Raw genomic sequence first — 21,406 nt, 5'->3', positions numbered from 1 at the left:
TATGCGGCATAAGCGATTTCGAATTTGGGGCAGTTGGAGCCATCTGATGCAGGGACGCAAGCCGCAGCGCGGTCTGACATGCTGGCTATTTGGCGCGCTGATGGTCTTTGCGCCCGCGATTGCCGAAGCATTGGAAACCACGCTGACAGCGCCCGGCGCCCCAAAAAAGGTGGTCGAGCGGCTAAAGGAAACCTCCTCAATCACCACGGCTGAAGAACGGGGTCTGGACACACCGCTTGAAATTCTATCTGCCGCGCTTTCTGATTATCGAACACTGGTTCAAATTCTTTATGACGAGGGGTATTTCAGCCCGGTCGTCAGCATCAAGCTGGATGGGCAGGAAGCGGCAGAGATGAGCTCTCTTTCAGTGCCGACCCAAATCAAACGCGCGGTGATCACGATTGAGCCCGGACCAACCTTTACCTTTGGTACTGCAATCGTGCAGCCACAGGCGCCGGATACCGAACTGCCCGAAGAGTTTGCCACAGACAAACTGGCTACTACGGGGGCTATTCAGCAAGCCGCCTCAGCTGGCGTGCGCGCCTGGAAGAATGCAGGCCATGCAAAGGCCGATGTCGCAGATCAGCGCGTCATCGCGCGCCATGCGCAGGCGCAGCTGGATGCGGAAATTGACCTTGATCCGGGGCGGCGGCTGACTTTCGGTAATATGTTCATCAAGGGCGATACAGATGTGCGCCACCGGTCGATCGAAAAGATCGCCGGGTTTCCCACGGGCCAGGTCTATTCGCCTGCACAAGTGCAAAAGGTTGGAACACGCCTGCGCCGCACGGGCACTTTCAGCACGGTATCACTGCAAGAGCGTGAAACCCCGAACCCAGATGGAACGCTAGATTTCGATGCCACCTTTGAAGACCTGCCCAAACGTCGCCTGACGCTGGGTTTTGAGCTGGCATCGCGAGACGGAATCGACCTGAGCGCGACCTGGACCCATCGTAACGTTTTTCGACGCGCTGAACGGCTGCGATTCGAGGCCACCCTACGAAACATCGGAGGGTCGGAAGATCTGGATGGCCGTATTGGCCTGAGACTGGATCAGCCCGACCGGCTTGGCCCCGATGACAATACGTTCTGGAGCGCGCTCTTGGAACGTCGCAATACCGACAATTACAACGTCTCGGTCGCGTCACTGGCTTATGGTGCGCGGCGTACATTTTCGGATCAACTCTACGCAGAAGCCTCGGCGGGCTTTCAATGGTCTGACGCGGATGACGCCTATGGCGACGGGCGCAAATTTCGTTATTTCATCCTGCCCTTCCGGTCCGAATGGGACCAGCGCGACAGTAAGGTCAGCGCGACGAAAGGCTTTTATCTCGACGCTCAGGCCATGCCGTTCATTGGTCTGTCCGGCACCGATACCGGGCTGCGGCTGTTCTTTGACAGCAGAGCTTATACAAGCCTTGGAACCGGGGGCAGGCTGGTGCTGGCAGGCCGGATTCAACTGGGCTCGGTCATCGGGCCGCCCGCCGATGGGGTAACGCCAGACTTCTTGTTCTTCTCGGGCGGCGCTGGCACTGTGCGCGGCCAACCCTATGAAAGCCTTGGGATTCCGGTTGGCACCGGTGTCGCGGGTGGAAAATCCTTCCTGGGTTTTTCCGGAGAGGTGCGCGGCAAGATCACCGACACCATCTCTCTGGTCGGGTTTTACGATTACGGTATCGTCGATACATCATCCTTCGTGGGCTCAAGCGCCGAAGACCATGCAGGGGCCGGGCTCGGCGTCCGGTACGATCTGGGTGGGTTCGGCCCACTGCGTGTTGACCTGGCTGTGCCGGTGCAAGGCGACACCGGCGATGGCCTGCAATTCTATATCGGAATCGGACAGGCCTTTTGATGCGACGTCTCTCATATCCACTTCTGGTCGGTACCCTGATCGCGGTTCCACTGACCACGGGCGCGCAGGAAGAGGACGGCGGCAGCATGATAGAACGGTTTCTTCAGGACACTTTGTCCGGAGACAGCCAGAACGTCACTGTCAAAGGCCTAGAGGGCGCGCTGAGCTCGCGCGCTACGATTCAGGAAATCTCGGTCGCCGATGATGAAGGGGTGTGGCTGACCATCAAAGGGGCAGAGCTGGACTGGAATCGCCTCGCCCTGATTCGAGGACGGTTTTCAGTCAATGCCCTGACCGCGCAGGAGATCGATGTCGCGCGTGCGCCCGGCACCACGACCACCGAAGACCCACCGCCTTTGGCTGAAACGCAGCCATTTCAATTGCCGGAACTGCCGGTCTCGATTGAAATCGGTGAAATCCGGGTTGATGAATTGGCATTGGGCCAACCCCTGATCGGGGTTGCAGCAGAGCTGAAGGTGACCGGGAACCTGTCTTTGGCAGATGGGACGCTGGATACTGATCTGGATATCACGCGGCTGGATCGCGCAGGGGATGAGATCACGCTGTCAGCCGGGTTCCAGAATTCAAACAGCCAGATCGATCTGGATTTGAACGTGACCGAGGCCTCGGGCGGTCTGATCTCCACCGCTTTGCGCATTCCCGATAGCCCGCCTATCGGGTTGAGCGCCAAGGGCTCGGGCCCATTTACGGATTTCACCGCCGATATTGGCCTGAGCAGTGACAACCAGCAACGTGTTGGCGGACAGGTCAGGCTGCGCGCCGCCCCTGACGTGGATGACACCGCCGTGGACGGTATCGCCTTTACTGCAGATATCAGTGGCGACATGACCCCGTTTGTTGCCGATGACATGGATGTTTTCTTCGGTCAGGACACGCGCTTGCTGGTCGATGGTCAAACGCAGCCCGAAGGCGCTTTGATCGTCAACGATCTGGCCTTTACCTCACAAGCGCTGAAACTAGAGGGTAAGCTGGAGTTGGCAACCGGCGGGACGCTGCAGCTGGCCGCGCTGCAGGGGCGCATTACACCGCCAAATGGCGAGACCGTTGTCCTGCCGGCCTCAGGTGGAGAAACTTCAATCGAAGCGGCCCAGATTTCGGCTTTGTTTGATCAGGCAAATGGCAACCTTTGGGATCTGAGCCTAACGGCAGACGCGTTTAAGTCCCCACAGATAGCCTTGGACCGCGCGCAGATTACCGCGCAAGGCTTGTTGGAACAGGGCAATGTGACCAAGGTTGAGGGTGATCTTCAGGCCGCGCTTGACGGCATCGATCTGGAAGACCCTGCGCTGAACAGGGCATTGGGGGACCGGGTCACGCTGGACGGGCTGTTCGGCTACAGCTCCGATGAATCTTTGAACCTTTCAGGATTTGAACTGGTCGGGACTGACTACAAACTGGGCGTTGACGCGCTGATCAGCGGCTTGACCAGCGGTTTGAACATTGACGGCTCTGCCACGCTGGATGCAACCGATCTGTCCCGATTTTCCGACCTTGCCAAACTGGACCTTGGGGGTCAGGTGTCGGCGCGGCTGACAGGCAGTGGGTCCCCGCTGGAGGGGAGCTTTGATGGCAAACTTGAAGTTCAGGGCGACGATCTGTCCACCGGGCGTGATGACATCGACCCGGTCATTCAAGGCGAAACAACGATAACCGTGGATGCCAAGCGCGGAACAGATGGCATCACGTTGCGCGGTTTCACCCTGATCGCGGACGCTGCACGGGCGCAGGCCGACGGGACCGTCACAACACCTGATGGCAATCTGTCGATAGATGGTCAGGTCAAATTATCCGCCCGTGATTTGTCCGTTTTCTCTGGGCTGGCGCAGCGGGACCTAGGTGGATCACTAAAAGCCAGTCTGGATGGCAAGGGAACGGTACAGACCCTTGAATTCGATGGCACCGCAAGCGTCACGGGTCGAGACATCAAAACCGGGATGGACGAGATTGATCCGCTCCTGAGCGGTGAAACCTCGGTCGCGTTCGACGGGGCGCTGTCGCAAGATCAGATCACGATCCGGCAGGCTACGGTGAATGGCCAAGCTGTTTCAGGTCAAGTCGCCGCCACTATCGATGATCCTACCGGAGAGATCGCGGTCGACGGAGAGGCCAGCCTTAACATCCCGGACCTGTCTCTCTTTTCGGGATTGGCCAAGCGAGAATTGGGCGGGTCCGTTGATGCAAATGTACAAGGAAATGGCGCTGTCCGCAGCAAGGCTTTCGATGTTAAGGGCACAGTTGTGGCGGACGATATCCGCACGGGGATCGACCAGTTGGATGGGCTGGTTCAGGGCCGAACCACCCTGAACGTAGACGCGTTGAACGGTGATGAAGGATTGAACATTCGTACCTTCCGCCTGCAGGGCACGGCCCTGGCTGCGAATGCATCGGGCCAACTGAGCCGCGCGGCGGGCGGGCTAAGTTTCACTGCAGCTCTCGATAATCTCGGTCGGTTGTCAAAAACACTCTCCGGTCCGTTGACTCTGGATGGCAATGTTGCCCCAACCGCTTCGGGATTGGAGGGAAAACTTAATCTGGAAGGGCCCGACAGCTCCTATGCAAGTCTGGCAGGCACGGTCGACACAGATGGCGCAGCCGATCTGGATTTTGACGCCAAGTTCAACCGGATCGAGCGCTTTGCCCCCGATTTCCCCGGAACAGTTGCCGCGACTGGCAATGCAAAGCGGGCCGAGGGTGTTTGGACCATCGATGCCAAAGCCGAAGGGCCTGCGGGGATCAACAGCACCGTGACCGGGACGTTTGACGAGACCGCCAGTACTGCGGATCTGAGGGCTCAGGGCGGGCTCAATCTGGGGATCGCCAACGTCTTCCTAACACCCAACAAAATCGATGGCTCGGCCCTGTTCGACCTTGCATTGCAAGGAAAGCCAGCGCTGGAGTCGCTGCGTGGGTCGATCACCACATCCGGGACATCCTTCGCCATTCCCACTGCGGGTCAAACCGTGACCGGGATCAGCGGATCGGTCGATCTGGCGCAAAGCCGCGCCACGATCTCGCTAAATGGTGGCATGCGTGCCGGTGGTGGATTCTCCGTCACAGGACCGGTCGATCTGAAACCACCCTTCAATGCGCAAATCACTACGCGGCTGGACAACCTCGTTTTAACGGATCAATTGCTGTACGAGACCAAGCTAAACGGCCAGATCGCCATGACCGGGGCCCTGGCCGGGAACAGCAACCTAGCTGGGCAGATCACCTTTGAAGAAACCAATATCAATCTTGCGGCAGCCTCTGGCGCGGTGGGTGCAGCACCGATCCCCGAGATCACGCATATCGGCGAAAGCCGTGCGCAATACATCACCCGAGAGCGCGCGCAGCTGGTCACGAAAGAACAATCAGGCCAAAGCGCCTCCAGAATTGCGCTGGACATCATCTTATCTGCCCCCAAAGCCGTGTTCGTGCGCGGGCGCGGCGTTAATGCTGAACTGGGCGGTCGCATCGCTATTGGCGGCACCACGCGATCTGTAGTGCCATCAGGTCAAATCGAACTGATCCGAGGGAATTTCGACATATTGGGACGCCGCCTTGCACTGACCAAAGGGATCGTAACGCTGCAGGGCGATCTTACCCCGTATATCGAATTCGCCTCATCAGCCAGTACACCCGATGGAACCGCAACGATCGAGATCGCAGGTCCGCTGGATGCGCCAGAGGTTGATGTGTATTCCGACCCCGAGCGCCCAGCCGAAGAAGCCCTCGCCATGCTTCTGTTTGGGAACCGCTTTTCGGAACTGTCCCCCTTCGTGATCGCACAGATGGCCGCTTCACTGGCACAGCTAAGCGGTGCTGGCGGGGACGCAACCAAAGGGCTGCGTGACTCAACAGGGGTGGATTCAGTCGATATCGGAGCGACCGAAGGCGGTGCTGGCCGTCTTGGCGCTGGTGCCTATCTGGGGGACAATCTGTACACGGATTTCACCGTCAATACCGAAGGCGACACCGAGGTGAATCTGAACCTGGACATAAACGACAACATCACCGTCCGAGGCACGGTTGACGGACGTGGTGAAACCGGGATCGGCCTGTTTTTCGAACGTGACTACTGAAGGTCCACCTGAAGTAAGGCTGCCAACACGAAAAAGGCCGATCCCACGACCGGCCTTTTCCTGCAATATGGGGTTCGATCAGAAATCGAACCGAACACCAAAGTCGGCGATGGTCTGAGCTTCGCCCGCACGGCCAACTTTTTCACGACCAACAGCACCGCGCAGCGTTGCACCGTTGCCCAGATCATAGATCGCGCCAATACCATACTGCTGGGTATCACCTTCGGCCGATCCGTCACCGTAAGCAGCGGTGATTGTGGTGGCGGCACCAAGATTGTAGGCAAGCGACGCACCATAAACAGTGCCGTCAGTCTCTTCTCCAAAATCGTTGACAGGTGTGTCGCCATCACGTCCAACGAACAATGTGCCGCTGAAGTCTCCGAGCTCAGCACCCAGAGCCAGGACAATCAGATCCTGTTTGTCACCGCCGGCGACAGCTTCGGTCTGACCGTAGATCACTGTGGCAGAATAGTTGTTGAAGATATATGTCGCGCTGACGTCCCAGCGATCTGCGCCATTGATGGCATCGGTGTCATAGGACGCACCAAAGGCCAAGTCTCCAACCGCATATTGGAAGAACACCGCATTCGATCCTGCGCCGGTCGATGAATACTCCAGGAAGTCATAGTCGACACCCGAGTATTGGCCCAGAAACTCTTCCAGACCCGGCTCGTTACCAAAGTACAGGTCCGAGTTGTCAAACGCGCCTGAGACGTTGCCCGCATCGACACGTAGACCGCCAAAGATGACCGAGAAGCGGGCACCGTTCAAACCCGCTGAGTTGGCCTCACCGGTATCGCTGTCTTCATCGGCCTGCAATCGAACCCGCGCCGAGAATCTGACCCCGGTATCAGTTTCCACATTCCCGTCGATGTTTAGACGAAAGCGGGAAACCAGAATTGTGTCGCTTACATTCGAGTCGGTTGACCGATCTTCCTGATAACCGATACCAAAACGGCCATAGCCGCTGAATTTCACCTCTGCTGCCGCGACACTTGCAGTCGCGATTAGCGCTGTTGTTGCGAAGAGAACATGTTTCATGTCGTTTTCCGTAAATGTGTGAATAGGCGAGCTACGAAATTTCGCTCGAGCCCTAATCGAACAGATCAGTTCAGTTCACAAGATACTCAGAATAGTTTTCTGCCAGCGTCTTCTTTCGCACGCCTTTGTGCAGGTCGGTTTGGTGAGAAAACCCTCACAAAAAGATGCAGTTTTGAGTTTACCAGGAAACATTTGGACAGGGCACGAGAGTCTGATAACCTTTTGTTAATACTAAATATATGTTCCGCTCACTTCTCTCTCAACATTAAGGGGCCCGAAGCAGAAAGGGGTGTTGAGCCTTTTGCGCATATCGTGGGCAAACGTCACAAAAGTCACAGTTCTAGAACTCAAATATTCGTGATCCGGTTCAGCCCTTGCAAAGTTCCTTTCTGATACCTACTGCTCCCAGGGCAAACAGCATGTGATGCCTGCACCAAAGTTGGTGCCACGTTGTGCTGGACGATTTTACCGCCACGTTAGACGGGTATGGATGATGCCCAACTTCCGGACGAAACGGAGGATACAGGCAAACACCCCCGATCCCGAAGATGTCAAAAAAAACGCGGACTTCACAATGGGAGTTCAGGGATTGATCTGGAGCGGTCTACAGACCTCAAACCATGCGTGATTCAGTGCGGCAAACGAAAAAAGTCGGAACCGTTCCCGCCCCAATCCTCGGGATGCAGGAACCGAACGTTACGCTCATCTTAAAGGGCATCTACGATCAGAAAGAAAATAAATATTTTAAATCAGCATATTACAGAAACTGTCGTGAAATACACTGCTCCTGCAACTCATGAGTCATGAACTGCAGACCCCATTCGTTTCGAATTTTCGACGTTTCGTACCAACTTCGTTGCCTGTTTCAGGCATATGTTCAAAAAGATAGTGTGCTGCGGTTTTGCAGCGCATTTAACCAGTGTGTTTGGTAACGAGTAATACCTGATGAAGGAGGGGGTTAAATCCGAAATCGGGGGAAAACGAAAGTGGTACTAACAAACCGTTTCAGCATTCAAGCATTTGATACGTTCACCTTCCTGCGTGCCACTGTCTCAATTGGCGAGAAACGCGGGAAGGTGTTCTTTTATCAGCGACCATCCGTAGAACCTAACCCGAACAGAGATATGGCCTTCGCGTGATCAGGCTCCGACGCTCTGCAGACTGTCGGAGCAGGCGAGGCTTGCCAGCCAATCGCGTACCGCACCTGTGCGGCTGCGGGCAACGGTCACTTTCTCACCGTTGCACAGAACAACGTGTCCGATCTCATTCAAACTACGTGCGATGTCGACACAGGAGTTGGCAACCCAACAGGAACGATGCACCTGCAACCCTGCCTCCGCAGGCAACTGGGTCAGAATCCCCTTGAAGGTTGAACGCACCAGCACTTCGCGATCTTCAAGCTGCAGGGTCACATAGTGCTGGTTTGCCTGAACGAACTTGATATCTTTGATCAGGAAGCTCTGACCATTTGCTGTCACCACACCCGTCGCACTGTTTTCAAGCGTATCTTCGATTGGGCCCTCTTCTATCTTAAGCCTATCTAGATAGGGCGGTAAAACCCAAACGATAACAATGCTCTCAATCCCGACGATCAGCAGGTATTGCGGCAGTAGCATGGGCATATACATGAAATCCGACGTCTGAAACAGGTTCAACACCCAGTTTGTCGCAAGCTCGGCAAACTCCATCGCACCAAAGGCGATGGGGATACATGTGACAGGAGAGAAGAACCTTTTGACGCCCAAAAAACTGCTGCAGCTTGCCTGAACTATGATCATGAGGAAGGCAGATCCCATGTATCCGATCAACATCGACAACCAGTAAACCGCACGACCAAAACCACTCAGCCGGTCGTCAAACACAGAAGATGTAGCGCCAATCAGCAAAAGCATCAAAGGCACCAGAAACACGATAAAGTTCCTGGACAGAAAGAAGCCGAGCAGGTTGTTCAAGGTTGCACGAACCGCCACCCGCGGTAACACGACATACGTAATGTCGGCCCTTTTCAATCTGAGAAACACGTCGTTGAGTGTCATATAGCCCTGCTGCTCTGGTCGCGCCCAAGTCATTCCCTTTGGGTAATCCCCTTGGGTTTGGTGCCTTTGCTTCTCGTTGCTCTGCGGCGAATAGCGGCGTTCTTGTGACGATTTGGCATTCGGAGATGTTTAGAAACAGATAATTGTGGCGTAAATGGCGCAAAGAGAGCTCAAAATGGTGCAGCAGCGGCTGACGTAACGGCATTTTGAAAAAAAGGGCGGCCCCATCGGGCCGCCCTTTCAGATTGATCGTTGCTTTAGATCACTCTGCCGCGATGGCGTCTTCGATCTTTTCAACCCGGATCGCCGAGAACTTGAACTCAGGAATTTTACCATAAGGGTCGATGGCAGAATTCGTCAGTATATTCGCGGCAGCCTCGACATAGGCGAACGGGATAAACACCATATCCTCGGCAATCGCCCGGTCGGCGCGCACCATGATCTCAATCGAGCCGCGACGCGTGGTCAGACGGATCATTTCACCCGGCTCGATGCCCATCAGTTTCAGGGTGCGCGGGTTCATCGAGCAGTTCGCCTCGGGCTCAACCGCATCCAGAACCGTGGCGCGGCGGGTCATTGATCCGGTATGCCAATGCTCCAACTGACGGCCTGTAGTGGCGATCATCGGATATTCCTCATCCGGGGCCTCATCCGGCGGGATGATGCTGGCCGGCGTAAACTTGGCTTTGCCATCCGCACGTGGGAAGCCATCGCCGAATACGATGGATTGGCCCGGATCAGTTTCGCTGAGCGACGGATAGGTGATCGACTCGGTCTCAAGCCGTTCCCAGGTGATGTTGTCGAGAGACTCCATCGTCAGCTTCATCTCGTTGAAAACCTGAGACACATCCGTGTATTCCCAATTCAACCCTATCCGCCGCGCCAGTTCGACCGTGATCGCCCAGTCCTCCCGCGCCTCACCCGGAGGTGCCACGGCAGGACGCACCCGCTGGACCTGACGGTTAGTGTTCGACACCGTCCCGTTCTTCTCGTAAAGCGCTGAGGCCGGCAGGATGATGTCGGCATAGTTCGCCGTTTCGGTCAGGAAAATATCCTGCACGATCATCAGGTCCAGCTTTGCCAGCGCCTCACGCGCGTGGCCCACATCCGGGTCGGACATGGCCGGGTTTTCACCCAGAATATACATGCCTTTGATATTACGCGCATAGATCTGGTCGATGATCTCGGTAACCGTCAGGCCCTTTTCATTCGAGAAATCGTCCGAGCCCCAGACATCGGTGAACTGAGCGCGAATGCTGTCATCTGTAACCGTCTTATAGTCCGGCAGGAACATCGGGATCAGACCCGCATCTGATGCGCCCTGCACGTTGTTCTGACCCCGCAGCGGGTGCAGACCAGCGCCGGGCTTACCGACGTTGCCGGTCATCAGCGCCAGACTGATCAGGCAGCGCGAGTTATCGGTGCCGTGGATGTGCTGACTGACGCCCATACCCCAGAAGATCAGACCGGCCTTGGCCTGCGCAAAGGTACGCGCGACGCGGCGCAGTTGGTCCGGTTCGATGCCGCAGATCGGGGCCATCGCCTCGGGCGTAAATGCGCGCAGATGCTCTTTCTCGGCCTCCCAGTTCTCGGTCCAACGGTGGATGTACTGGCTGTCATACAGCTCTTCCTCGACGATCACGTTCATGATCGCGTTGAGCATCGAGACATCCGCCCCTGGACGGAATTGCAGCATCTCATCCGCAAACTTGCGCATGCCAACACCGCGCGGATCCATCACGATCAGCTTGCCACCTCGTTTGGTGAACTGCTTGAAATAGGTCGCCGCAACGGGGTGGTTTTCAATTGGGTTGGCCCCGATGATGATCGCCACATCCGCGTTTTCGATCTCGTTGAAGGTCGCGGTCACTGCGCCGGAACCCACGTTTTCGATTAGTGCTGCAACGGACGACGCATGGCACAAACGGGTGCAGTGGTCGACATTGTTGTGCTTAAAGCCCTGACGGATGAACTTCTGGAACAGATAGGCTTCTTCGTTGGTGCATTTGGCCGAGCCAAAGCCTGCAACGCTGCGCGGGTCCTCGGCTCGCAGGGCTTTCAGCTTGGTAGCGGCCAGATCCATCGCCTCTTCCCAGGTCGCTTCGCGGAAATGGGTCGACAGGTTGCCCGGATCGACGTTCAGGCCCTTGGCGGGCGCATCCTCACGACGGATCAGCGGCGTGGTCAGACGATGCGGGTGGTGGATATAGTCAAAGCCAAAGCGGCCTTTGACGCACAGACGGCCTTCGTTTGCCGGACCGTTGATACCCTCGACATATTTAACCTGACCGTCCTTGACCTTCAGCGAGACCTTGCAGCCCACGCCGCAGAACGGGCAGACGCTTTCGGTCTCGGAATCGTAGTCCTTGCTATCACCGTTTTGCTGGTCATCCAGCACTGTGGCTGGCATCAGGGCACCGGTCGGGCAGGCCTGAACGCATTCACCACACGCGACACAGGTTGACTCTCCCATCGGGTCATTCTGATCGAACACCACCTGCGCCATGTGACCACGACCGGCCATGCCGATCACGTCATTCACCTGCACGTCGCGGCAGGCACGGACGCAGAGGTTACAGTTGATGCAGGCGTCCAGATTGACGCGCATCGCAATATGGCTGTCATCCAGCAGCGGGATTTTCTCAGCTTCTTTCGCCGGGAAGCGGCTATCGCTGACTTCGTTCAGCTTGGCCATGTCCCAGAAATGGCTGGAGGTGTCATGTGCATCTTCCGGCTGATCGGCAACCAGCAGTTCCATGACCATGGCGCGCGATTTTTCGGCACGCTCGCTGTCGGTCTTGACCACCATCCCTTCTGCTGCGGGACGGATGCACGAGGCAACCAGAGTGCGCTCGCCCTCCACCTCAACCATACAAGCACGGCAATTCCCGTCGGGTTTGTAACCCGGCTGTGGCTTGTGGCACAGGTGCGGGATGGTGAACCCCTGCCCCTTGGCGGCTTCCCAGATGGTCCAACCTTCTGGCACGGTGACATCTTCGCCGTTCAGGTTGAAGGTGACGGTCTTGGTTGGGCTTGCATCAAGCATGGCTCTGTCTCCCTCAGATTTCGTCAGCGAAATGTTTCATGACCAGGCGGATCGGGTTCGGAGCCGCCTGCCCCAGACCACAGATCGATGCATCGCCCATGACCTGGCACAGATCTTCCAGCAGATCAGTGTCCCACTTGTCCGCCTGCATCATCTTCACCGCCTTTTCGCAGCCAGCGCGGCAGGGCGTACATTGGCCACAGCTTTCGTCTTCGAAGAAGCGCAGCATATTCAGCGCCGCACCGCGGGCGGTGTCCTGATCGGACAGAACCACCACGGCGGCGGACCCGATAAAGGTGCCATGCGGTTGCAACGTGTCAAAATCCAGCGGGATGTCATCCATCGACGCAGGCAACAGACCTGAGGACGGACCACCCGGCTGATAGGCCTTGAAGGTTTGCCCTTCGGCCATGCCACCGGCAGCTTCAATCACATCCAAAATGGTGGAGCCAGCGGGCAGCAGGTAGACACCTGGCTGCGCCACCCGGCCCGAGACCGAATAGCTGCGCAGGCCCTTACGGCCATTCTTTTCGGTGCTGTTGAGGCATTCCGGACCCTCACGGCACACTTTGGTGACCCAATACAGCGTCTCAACGTTGTGCACCAATGTCGGGCGATTGAAGACCCCAACCTGCGCCACAAACGGAGGACGGTGACGCGGCAGGCCCTTTTTGCCTTCAATCGACTCGATCATCGCGGATTCTTCACCGCAGATATAAGCACCAGCACCCCGGCGCAGGTCGATGTAGCCTTCTTCGACAATCCCGGCCTGCTCCAACGCCGCAATCTCACGGCGCAGAATCTCCAGCACCGCCGGGTATTCGTCGCGCATGTAGATAAAGCAGGTCTCTGCCTCGACCGCCCATGCGGCGATCAGCATGCCTTCCAGGAAGACATGCGGCGTGCGCTCAAGATAATAGCGGTCTTTGAACGTGCCGGGCTCGCCCTCATCGCCGTTCACGGCCAGATAGCGCGGGCCTTCATTCATGCGAACAAAGCCCCATTTCTTGCCCGACGGGAAGCCAGCACCGCCCAGACCACGCAGGCCCGAGGACAGGACGTCTTCCTGCACCTGTTCCCAATCACCGCCCTCGCGCAGCTCTTTCAGCTTGGCGTAGCCACCTTCGGCCTCATACGTCGCGAAGGTTTCGTAGTCAGGCAGATGTGCATGGGTGTCACCTGCAGCAATTGCAGCCTGCACCTTTTCGGGGGTCGCATGGTCGATATGGTTGTGACCGATCTCAAGCACTGGAGCGGTGTCACAGCGGCCCATGCAAGGCGCGCGGACAACGCGAACCTCGGACGGGTCCAGACCGTCTTCCAGCGCTTTTTGCAACTGCTGGGCACCGGCCATTTCGCAAGACAGGGAATCACAAACGCGGATCGTCAGAGCGGGCGGCGGTGTCTCGTCTTCTTTCACCACGTCGAAATGAGCATAGAAGGTCGCGGTCTCATAGATTTCAGCCTGGCCAACACGCATCTCGACTGCCAGCGCAGCGATGTGGTCAGCGCTGATATGGCCGTGTGCGTCCTGAATCAAATGCAGAAATTCGATCAACAGATCGCGGCGGCGCGGGCGGTCGCCCAGCAGGCGCGCAATGTCGGCCTGTGCCTCATCCGTGAACTGACGACCCTTGGGCGTGTGCCGCCCTTTGCCTTTACCTGACTTCCAGACGCCTTTTGGTGCGCCTGATGGCTTGGTATCTAATGGTGCCATGATGCCCTCCGATTAAGGCCCCGTGTCTCATCAGACCAGCATATCGTCAAATCGCATTTGGCTATCGCACGATAACGACACCTTATCACCGCAAAGAGGTCACCACAGAGCGCAGCGCTTGTATGGTTGGCAATTCTGGATCCCGGATCAGTGTCGCCAGACAAATCGGCTTGCTGACCACCGGGTCGACCAAAGGCAGCACTTTCGTACCCTTCAAATCACCCAAAGCCTTGACCAGAACACGCGGAACGACCGCCGCTGCCAGACCTTCGCGCGCCATCACCATCGACGTGGTAAATCCGCTGCTTTCTGCGACGATATCCGGGTGCAGCCCCTGTTCGGTGAAAATCCGATCAAGAATGCGCCGGTTCTGCATCTGCGGCTCGAGCAGGCTCAGCGGGAAATCGGCCACGCGCGACCAGGGGATCGGGCCTGTTTCGTCGGTCATATGCGATGGAACCAGTAACACGTAAGTTTCTTCATACAGCGGCTGCACCTGCCTGAGATCGGTACCGATGCTATCGCCATAAGTAACCCCGGCATCCAGGCTGCCCTCATCCAGCCGGTGCTGGATGGCCGTGGCTGACATGGTCTCGATCCGGGTCACGATGCGCGGATGAGCCTGCCGCAGGTGTTTGGTAAGGCGCCCAGTAAACGCGATCGCGGTGGGGATCACGCCCAGGATCAGAGTGCCCGTGATCTCGCCCTTTGCCGCCAGAACCTGCTGTTCCAACGCTTTGGTATCGTCAAGTATGCGTCGCGCACGCTGGACGATCATCTCGCCTTCTTCGGTCAACCCCTGAAACCGGTTCGCCCGGCGGACAATCGAGACGCCCAACCGATCTTCGAGATTGCGAATACGCATCGAAAAAGCAGGCTGCGAGATCCCGCATTCCTCGGCCGCCTTGGCAAAGTGACGATGCCGCGCAAGGGCACTGAGCAGCTGTAGGTCGCGGATTTCAATCATGTGATGCGGTCTCGGGTCGTAGCTTGACCCCCACACTAGCTGGCTCTGCGGCCGAGCGGAATGCATGATGCGATCCGCCGGTGCATGAACCAACGTGCCATCGCATCGGATCAGGACACACACTAGACAAATCCGCGCGTCCGTAAGAACCTGTGGGCAAACAAAATCCAGGGAGATGCTTCAATGAAACTGATTGCAGGTACGGCATTGGCCGTCATTCTGTCCGCAGCCCATGCGCTTGCCGCTGGGGAGTGTGCGGCAGGTAAGACCCTGACGGATGGCACGCTGACAATCGCCACCGGAAACCCGGCCTACTATCCTTGGGTGATGAATGACGCGCCCGAAAGCGGCGAAGGGTTTGAGGCCGCCGTTGGATATGCCATCGCCAAGAAGATGGGGTTTGAGGCCGACAGTGTCACTTGGGTGCGCACCAGTTTTGATGAGGCCATCCAGCCCGGGGCAAAGAACTTTGATTTCAACATGCAGCAATACTCGATCACGCCCGAACGTGAGGAGATGGTCGATTTCAGCCTGCCCTATTACACGTCCGCCATGGCGGTGTTGACCACGCAGGGCGTGATTGATGCTGGAGCCGAGGCGACATTAGACAGCCTGAAGGGCTTGAAATGGGGCGCAATGGCAACAACCACCGCAGTCCCGATGTTGACGGAAATTGTCCAACCCACAAGTGATCCGCTGCTATACAATGACAATGCAGATGTGAACGCCGCGATCATCGCCGGCCAGATTGATGCCGCCCTTTATGATCTGCCAACGGCCTTGTATCTATCAGCAGTTGTGGTTGAAAACGGGGCATTGCTGGGGCAGTTTTCACCTGATCAATCCGAAAGCCCTGATCAGTTCGGCCTACTGATGGAAGATGGCAATCCGCTGAAAGAATGTGTCGACGCGGCGATTTCGGAACTGGTTGAAAGCGGAGAGCTTGCCGCCATCGAAACCCAATGGCTGTCCGAAGCCACCGGAGTGCCGGTTATCCAGTAAATGAACGACACGTCGCTACAAAATCCACCTGAACCCAAAGGTTCGGGCCCAACACGCCGTGAGCTCTATGAGGCTGGGGTCAGGCGGCGATCAAACCGTATCGCACTGATTTCAACGGTCAGTGTGGTCCTTGCACTGATCGTCCTGATCCCGCTCGCGCCCGGCTGGGAAGCCGTCCAGCGCGCCTTTTTCAATGGCAGGGTCTTTGCGGCAACCTTTCCCGGATTGCTGGAAGCCTTTGTACTGAACGTGATGATCTTTGCATGGTCCGCACCCTTGATCGCGGTGACGGGCTTGATGATCGCACTGTGCCGGGATACGCGCGCACCCGCGCTGTTTCCTCTGCGCCTTTTTGGGATCGCCTATACCGACATTTTCCGCGGCCTACCTGTGGTTCTGGTGATCTACATTGTCGGCTTTGGCGTCCCCGGGCTGGGCCTGCCCAGGCCGTGGAACAGCCCGTATATCTGGGGCACAGTGGCGCTGGTTCTGGTGTATTCGGCCTATGTGGCCGAAGTGATCCGGTCGGGCATCGATTCGATCCACCAGTCGCAACGCTCTGCTGCGGCCTCGCTGGGCTTAAGCGCGCAAGACACCATGCGCTTTGTAGTGTTGCCACAGGCCATTCGTAACGTGGTGCCTGCCAATATGAATCTGTTCATCGCGCTGCAAAAAGATGTAGCGCTGTTGTCTTTCATCGGACCGGTCGAGGTGTTTCGTCAGGCCGGCGTTTACAAATCGCTTTATGCCAATTTCACGCCCTATGTGGGCGCCGCGCTGATTTTCTTGGCCCTGACCATTCCCGCGACACGCTATGCCGATTACCTGATGAACAAACAGAACCGGGCCCGAACATGACGGCGAAGCTATCGTTAAGAGGTGTGCGCAAACGCTTCGGCGACCATGAGGTTTGCAAAGGCATCGATCTTGATGTGGCCGAAGGGGAAATGGTTTGCCTGATCGGGACGTCCGGGTCTGGCAAATCCACGCTGCTACGCTGCATGAACCTGCTCGAGCCCATCGACGACGGCACGATCTGGCTGGATGGCAAAGATATATCGGAACCCGGACTGGATCCGCAGCCCGTGCGCCAGCAGATCGGCATCGTGTTTCAAAGCTATAACTTATTTCCCCATATGACGGCGGTTGAGAACGTGATGCTTGCGCCACGCCGCGTGCACGGCCTCAGCCGGGACAAGCTGCGCCCGCAGGTCACACAGCTTTTTGCCCGCTTCGGATTGCAAGACCGGATGCAGCACTATCCCGATCAGCTTTCAGGCGGGCAGCAACAGCGCGTCGCAATCATCCGGGCGCTGGCAATGCAGCCGCAGATCATGCTGTTTGACGAAATCACCAGCGCCCTGGACCCCGAGCTTGTAGGCGAGGTACTGGACGTACTGCGCGACCTGCACCAACAGGGTATGACAATGGTGCTTGCCACTCACGAGATGGGATTTGCGCGAGAACTGGCAGACAAGGTCTGTTTTCTGGACGCAGGTCGCATTTTGGAACAAGGCACGCCTGAACAACTGTTTTCCCAACCGCGCGAGCCGCGCACCAAGGCCTTTCTGTCGCGCGTCCTTTGACCCTTTGCATGTTTAGCGCTGGGTGATCTCAGCGCCAATCGCAATACCCGTTGCGCGACTTTAGGTGTTGAACAGAAAGTGCATCACATCGCCATCTTTGACGATGTAGCCTTTCCCCTCGGCCCTCATCTTACCTGCTTCTTTCGCGCCCTGTTCGCCATTCGCGGCGATATAGTCCTCATAGGCAATGGTCTCAGCCCGGATGAAACCCTTTTCAAAATCCCCATGGATCACGCCAGCAGCCTGCGGTGCGGCGGTGCCGGTGCGGATGGTCCAGGCGCGGGCCTCTTTCGGGCCAACGGTAAAATAGGTTTCCAGTTTCAGCAGGTCGTAGCCTGCGCGGATCAGACGGTCGAGGCCGGGTTCTTCCAAACCCATTTCCTCAAGGAACATCTGGGCCTCATCCTCTTCCAGCAGGCTGATCTCTTCCTCGATCTTGGCGCTGATGATGACATGCGAATTGCCTTGGCCCGCGGCCATTTCGGCGACCTTGGCCGAATATTCATTCCCTTCGGCGGCTTCTTCTTCGGACACGTTACAGACATAGAGCACCGGCTTGGTCGTCAGAAGTTGAAGCATCTTCCAGGCCTTGGCGTCTTCGTCGGACACTTCAACCAGACGCGCGGGCTTGCCGCTTTCCAACATCTCTTGCGCCTCGGCCAGCAAACGGTCCTGCTGCTGCGCCTCTTTGTCATTGCCCTTTAGCTTGCGCACCAGATTGGCGCGGCGCTTTTCGATGCTTTCCAGATCGGCCAGCATCAACTCTGTCTCAATCGTATCAGCATCGGCCACCGGATCAACCCGGCCATCCACATGGGTTACGTCGCCATCTTCGAAACAGCGCAGCACATGGGCAATAGCGTCGGTCTCGCGAATGTTGGCCAGAAACTGGTTGCCCAGCCCTTCGCCTTTTGAGGCCCCCTTCACCAGACCTGCAATATCCACAAAGGTCATACGCGTCGGGATGATCTGCTTGGAAGACGCAATCGCCGCCAGCTTATCCAGCCGGTCATCCGGCACGGCCACATCACCGACATTTGGTTCGATTGTGCAAAACGGGAAATTCGCAGCTTGCGCCGCAGCTGTTTTGGTCAGCGCGTTAAACAGGGTCGACTTGCCGACATTCGGCAGACCCACAATTCCCATTTTAAAGCCCATGATGGCCTCCTGAAGCGATGTGACGGCGTCTTCTATGCACCTAAAGTGGAATGCGCAAGCAATAGCTCGGGCCTGCGAAGCATGGGGCCGATAGGTCACATCACAAAACTGTTCCCCAATCGTGTTCTTGTACCGATTGAAAAATACGATTTAGGGTAGCCACTTAGCGCATGTATACATAACAACTGAAGAACTCCGGCTATGAAGACTTTCCTTTTCGCGTCCCTGATTGCACTTGCCACCCCGGCAGTTACGCAGGCCCAGACTGTGATCTTTGGGGCCGGATATGCAGATTATTCTGACAGTGCGTCGGTGGATCAAGGCATCGTATCCCTTGAATATCAGCATCGCCCCTTCCATCAGGCGACCCGGTTCAGCGCGAGCTGGGGTGCAGCCCTTTCGGTAGACGAAGACGGCGATACCCATATCGGCGCAGGCCTCGTCGGCATCTACAATCTGAATGACCGCTGGTTCGTCGAAGGCAGCGTAATGCCCGGCTACTACAACGAAGGCAATGATCTGAACGATCTGGGCGGGAGTTTTCAGATCCGCAGCTTGCTGGGCCTGGGCTATACCCTGAATAGCGGTAACAAAGTGTCGGTGGCCATCACGCATAAATCCAATGCCAGCACGCAAGAGTTCAACCCGGGCGTAAACGCGGTGCTCGTACGGTATCATCTGGGCTTCTGAGCCGATCAGACCCGGGCGGGATTGATTTTCGGGCAAAGTTTCTGCACATCAGGTTCAAACCTGACTGCAAGGACACCCGATGACCCGTATCGACGCGAAATTCGCCGCCCTGAGAGCCGAAGGCAAAAAGGCATTCGTTGCCTATATCATGGCGGGCGATCCTGACTACGACACTTCACTCGAGGTGGTCAAAGGTCTGCCCGGCGCAGGTGTCGACGTGATCGAGCTGGGCCTGCCCTTTACCGATCCAATGGCGGACGGACCAACCATTCAGGCTGCGGGCCAGCGGGCGCTGGATCAAGGCATGACGCTGAAGCGCACCCTCGATCTGGCCCGCAGCTTTCGCGAAGCGGACGACACTACGCCTATCGTGCTGATGGGCTACTACAACCCGATCTACAGCCACGGTGTTGGCGCGTTTCTGTCCGACGCCAAAGCCGCTGGTATTGATGGGTTAATCGTTGTGGATCTGCCCCCGGAAGAAGATGACGAGCTTTGCCTGCCAGCGCAGGCCGCAGGCCTGAACTTCATTCGCCTCGCCACCCCCACAACTGATGACAAACGCCTGCCACGCGTGCTGCAAAACACCTCTGGCTTTGTCTACTATGTATCGATCACCGGGATCACCGGCGCAGCCGAGGCCGAGGCCACTAACGTGGGACCCGAGGTCGCGCGTATCAAATCCGCAAGTGATCTGCCCGTGATCGTGGGCTTTGGAATCAACACACCCGAAAAATCTCGCGCCATCGCATCAGTCGCGGATGGCGCGGTCGTGGGGTCTGCCATTGTCAGCCAGATCGGGGCAGGCAAGCCCGTGCCCGACGTGCTAGAATTTGTAAAAACTCTGGCGGATGGTGCGCATTCCGCCTGACTTTCTTCACCAAAATTAGAACCGAAGCCGCAGTCAGCCCCTGCTGAGCGCGGCTTTTCTCTGTGCGGCCATGTCCCTCAACCGAAATTATCCAGCGTTGCGATCTTTGGCGTAAATTGGTAAAGAAAACAAACCAATCCCTTCAAGAGCCGAGCAAATGCCTGTCATCACTACCATCGACGACCTAAAACGTATCTATGAACGACGCGTACCGCGCATGTTCTATGACTACGCCGAAAGCGGCAGCTGGACTGAACAGACCTTTCGCGAAAACAGCTCGGATTTCGAACAGATCCGCCTGCGCCAGCGGGTTGCGGTGGACATGGCCGGGCGTTCAACCGCGTCTCAGATGATCGGGCAGGAAGTCGCGATGCCAGTCGCGCTTGCTCCGGTAGGCCTGACCGGAATGCAACATGCCGATGGCGAGATGAAAGCGGCCAAGGCAGCCGAGGATTTTGGTGTGCCGTTTACGTTATCGACGATGTCCATCAATTCGATTGAAGATGTGGCAGGATATACCAGCAGACCCTTCTGGTTTCAGCTCTACACGATGAAAGATACCGACTATGTCAATCGGCTGATCCAGCGTGCAAAAGAGGCCAAATGTTCAGCGCTAGTGATCACGCTGGACCTGCAGATCCTGGGTCAGCGGCACAAGGATCTGAAGAATGGGCTGTCCGCCCCGCCAAAACCGACCGCAAAAACCATAGCAAACCTGATGACCAAATGGGCCTGGGGTATCGAGATGCTGCGCGCCCAAAGGCGTGAATTCGGGAACATCGTCGGCCATGTGGAAGGCATCTCGGACGCTTCCTCTTTGGGCGCTTGGGCGGCTGAACAATTTGACCCCAGCCTGGATTGGTCAAAGGTTGAAAAGCTCATGGAACAATGGGGCGGCAAGGTGATCCTCAAAGGCATTCTGGATGCCGAAGATGCGAAGATGGCTGCCAAACTGGGGGCAGACGCCATCGTCGTATCGAACCACGGCGGTCGCCAACTGGACGGCGCGCTCAGTTCGATCCGAATGCTGCCCGAAATCATGGATGCTGTTGGTAGCGACATCGAGGTTCATCTGGACAGCGGCATCCGGTCCGGGCAAGACGTTCTCAAGGCATTGGCATTGGGCGCTAAGGGCACCTATATCGGGCGCGCCTTTGTCTACGGGTTAGGCGCGATGGGCCAGAAGGGCGTTACAACAGCGCTAGAAGTCATTCAGAAAGAACTTGATACAACCATGGCCTTATGCGGGGAACGCAATGTGGCCGACCTAGGTCGACACAATCTGTTGGTGCCCCAAGATTTCGGCGGTCGCTGGCAGAAGTGAGAGACATAAGGGGCGCTGCCCCCGTCGCCCG

Annotated in this window: 14 protein-coding genes; 8 read left to right on the top strand and 6 right to left on the bottom strand. The window is 57.0% G+C overall.

Going from position 1 to position 21,406, the window contains the following annotated elements:
* Positions 1-46: 46 nt before the first annotated feature.
* Together AC2FFE_RS14845 and AC2FFE_RS14840 are read left to right on the top strand one after the other, a co-directional pair.
* Positions 47-1,852 carry an autotransporter assembly complex protein TamA gene (locus AC2FFE_RS14845; RefSeq protein ID WP_496847003.1) on the top strand — a complete coding sequence of 602 codons (1,806 nt, stop codon included), beginning with the start codon at positions 47-49 and terminating at the stop codon, positions 1,850-1,852.
* Positions 1,852-5,937: a translocation/assembly module TamB domain-containing protein gene (locus tag AC2FFE_RS14840; protein WP_496847002.1), complete on the top strand. Its 4,086-nt coding sequence runs from the start codon at positions 1,852-1,854 to the stop codon at positions 5,935-5,937. The genes AC2FFE_RS14845 and AC2FFE_RS14840 overlap by 1 nt, the downstream gene beginning before the upstream one ends.
* A 78-nt stretch (positions 5,938-6,015) precedes the next feature.
* Here AC2FFE_RS14840 and AC2FFE_RS14835 read toward each other — a convergent pair whose 3' ends face one another.
* The 5 genes from AC2FFE_RS14835 to AC2FFE_RS14815 form a co-directional block, all read right to left on the bottom strand.
* A complete protein-coding gene (locus AC2FFE_RS14835) occupies positions 6,016-6,978 on the bottom strand; it encodes a porin (protein ID WP_496819975.1) in 963 nt (320 codons plus the stop codon).
* Between the two features lie 1,139 nt (positions 6,979-8,117).
* A complete protein-coding gene (locus AC2FFE_RS14830; RefSeq protein ID WP_496847001.1) occupies positions 8,118-9,014 on the bottom strand; it encodes a LytTR family DNA-binding domain-containing protein in 897 nt (298 codons plus the stop codon).
* Positions 9,015-9,276: 262 nt separating this feature from the next.
* Positions 9,277-12,060: a formate dehydrogenase subunit alpha gene (gene fdhF, locus AC2FFE_RS14825; protein ID WP_496847000.1), complete on the bottom strand. Its 2,784-nt coding sequence runs from the start codon at positions 12,058-12,060 to the stop codon at positions 9,277-9,279.
* Between the two features lie 13 nt (positions 12,061-12,073).
* Positions 12,074-13,777 (bottom strand): NAD(P)H-dependent oxidoreductase subunit E, encoded by a 1,704-nt coding sequence (locus AC2FFE_RS14820; RefSeq protein ID WP_496846999.1) that lies wholly within the window; start codon positions 13,775-13,777, stop codon positions 12,074-12,076.
* A gap of 85 nt (positions 13,778-13,862) precedes the next feature.
* A complete protein-coding gene (locus AC2FFE_RS14815; RefSeq protein WP_496819979.1) occupies positions 13,863-14,744 on the bottom strand; it encodes a LysR family transcriptional regulator in 882 nt (293 codons plus the stop codon).
* A 183-nt stretch (positions 14,745-14,927) separates the two neighbouring features.
* Between AC2FFE_RS14815 and AC2FFE_RS14810 the strand changes: the two genes are divergently transcribed.
* From AC2FFE_RS14810 to AC2FFE_RS14800, 3 genes are read left to right on the top strand one after another with little or no spacing between them, the layout of a single operon-like run.
* Complete coding sequence (locus AC2FFE_RS14810; RefSeq protein ID WP_496846998.1) at positions 14,928-15,746, top strand: ABC transporter substrate-binding protein; 819 nt, start codon at positions 14,928-14,930, stop codon at positions 15,744-15,746.
* Positions 15,747-16,604: an amino acid ABC transporter permease gene (locus AC2FFE_RS14805; protein WP_496819981.1), complete on the top strand. Its 858-nt coding sequence runs from the start codon at positions 15,747-15,749 to the stop codon at positions 16,602-16,604.
* Positions 16,601-17,332, top strand: a complete 732-nt coding sequence (locus AC2FFE_RS14800; protein WP_496846997.1) for an amino acid ABC transporter ATP-binding protein — start codon at positions 16,601-16,603, stop codon at positions 17,330-17,332. Before AC2FFE_RS14805 ends, AC2FFE_RS14800 begins: the two co-directional genes overlap by 4 nt.
* 60 nt (positions 17,333-17,392) lie before the next feature.
* On the opposite strand, the gene ychF is transcribed toward AC2FFE_RS14800, so the two are convergent.
* Positions 17,393-18,490: a redox-regulated ATPase YchF gene (gene ychF / locus AC2FFE_RS14795; RefSeq protein ID WP_496819983.1), complete on the bottom strand. Its 1,098-nt coding sequence runs from the start codon at positions 18,488-18,490 to the stop codon at positions 17,393-17,395.
* A 201-nt stretch (positions 18,491-18,691) separates the two neighbouring features.
* Here ychF and AC2FFE_RS14790 point away from each other — a divergent pair, with 201 nt between their 5' ends.
* The 3 genes from AC2FFE_RS14790 to AC2FFE_RS14780 all read left to right on the top strand — a co-directional run bounded on the left by AC2FFE_RS14790 (position 18,692) and on the right by AC2FFE_RS14780 (position 21,375).
* Positions 18,692-19,180 carry an acyloxyacyl hydrolase gene (locus tag AC2FFE_RS14790; protein WP_496819984.1) on the top strand — a complete coding sequence of 163 codons (489 nt, stop codon included), beginning with the start codon at positions 18,692-18,694 and terminating at the stop codon, positions 19,178-19,180.
* 79 nt (positions 19,181-19,259) lie between these two features.
* Positions 19,260-20,051, top strand: coding sequence for a tryptophan synthase subunit alpha (trpA, locus tag AC2FFE_RS14785; protein ID WP_496819986.1), 792 nt, complete (start codon positions 19,260-19,262; stop codon positions 20,049-20,051).
* 157 nt (positions 20,052-20,208) lie between these two features.
* Entirely contained in the window at positions 20,209-21,375 is a 1,167-nt protein-coding gene (locus tag AC2FFE_RS14780) for an alpha-hydroxy acid oxidase (RefSeq protein WP_496819987.1), read from the top strand.
* Positions 21,376-21,406: the final 31 nt, after the last annotated feature.

The sequence above is a fragment of the Ruegeria sp. YTSA168 genome (assembly GCF_059610045.1).
The sequence above is the reverse complement of the archived record's forward strand: the minus strand, read 5'-3'. Positions and strand labels throughout refer to the sequence as shown.

Coding starts and splice junctions, on each gene's coding strand:
- AC2FFE_RS14845 (WP_496847003.1), top strand. CDS start 47: ATGCAGGGACGCAAGCCGCAGCGCGGTCTGACATGCTGGCTATTTGGC.
- AC2FFE_RS14840 (WP_496847002.1), top strand. CDS start 1,852: ATGCGACGTCTCTCATATCCACTTCTGGTCGGTACCCTGATCGCGGTT.
- AC2FFE_RS14835 (WP_496819975.1), bottom strand. CDS start 6,978: ATGAAACATGTTCTCTTCGCAACAACAGCGCTAATCGCGACTGCAAGT.
- AC2FFE_RS14830 (WP_496847001.1), bottom strand. CDS start 9,014: ATGACACTCAACGACGTGTTTCTCAGATTGAAAAGGGCCGACATTACG.
- fdhF (WP_496847000.1), bottom strand. CDS start 12,060: ATGCTTGATGCAAGCCCAACCAAGACCGTCACCTTCAACCTGAACGGC.
- AC2FFE_RS14820 (WP_496846999.1), bottom strand. CDS start 13,777: ATGGCACCATTAGATACCAAGCCATCAGGCGCACCAAAAGGCGTCTGG.
- AC2FFE_RS14815 (WP_496819979.1), bottom strand. CDS start 14,744: ATGATTGAAATCCGCGACCTACAGCTGCTCAGTGCCCTTGCGCGGCAT.
- AC2FFE_RS14810 (WP_496846998.1), top strand. CDS start 14,928: ATGAAACTGATTGCAGGTACGGCATTGGCCGTCATTCTGTCCGCAGCC.
- AC2FFE_RS14805 (WP_496819981.1), top strand. CDS start 15,747: ATGAACGACACGTCGCTACAAAATCCACCTGAACCCAAAGGTTCGGGC.
- AC2FFE_RS14800 (WP_496846997.1), top strand. CDS start 16,601: ATGACGGCGAAGCTATCGTTAAGAGGTGTGCGCAAACGCTTCGGCGAC.
- ychF (WP_496819983.1), bottom strand. CDS start 18,490: ATGGGCTTTAAAATGGGAATTGTGGGTCTGCCGAATGTCGGCAAGTCG.
- AC2FFE_RS14790 (WP_496819984.1), top strand. CDS start 18,692: ATGAAGACTTTCCTTTTCGCGTCCCTGATTGCACTTGCCACCCCGGCA.
- trpA (WP_496819986.1), top strand. CDS start 19,260: ATGACCCGTATCGACGCGAAATTCGCCGCCCTGAGAGCCGAAGGCAAA.
- AC2FFE_RS14780 (WP_496819987.1), top strand. CDS start 20,209: ATGCCTGTCATCACTACCATCGACGACCTAAAACGTATCTATGAACGA.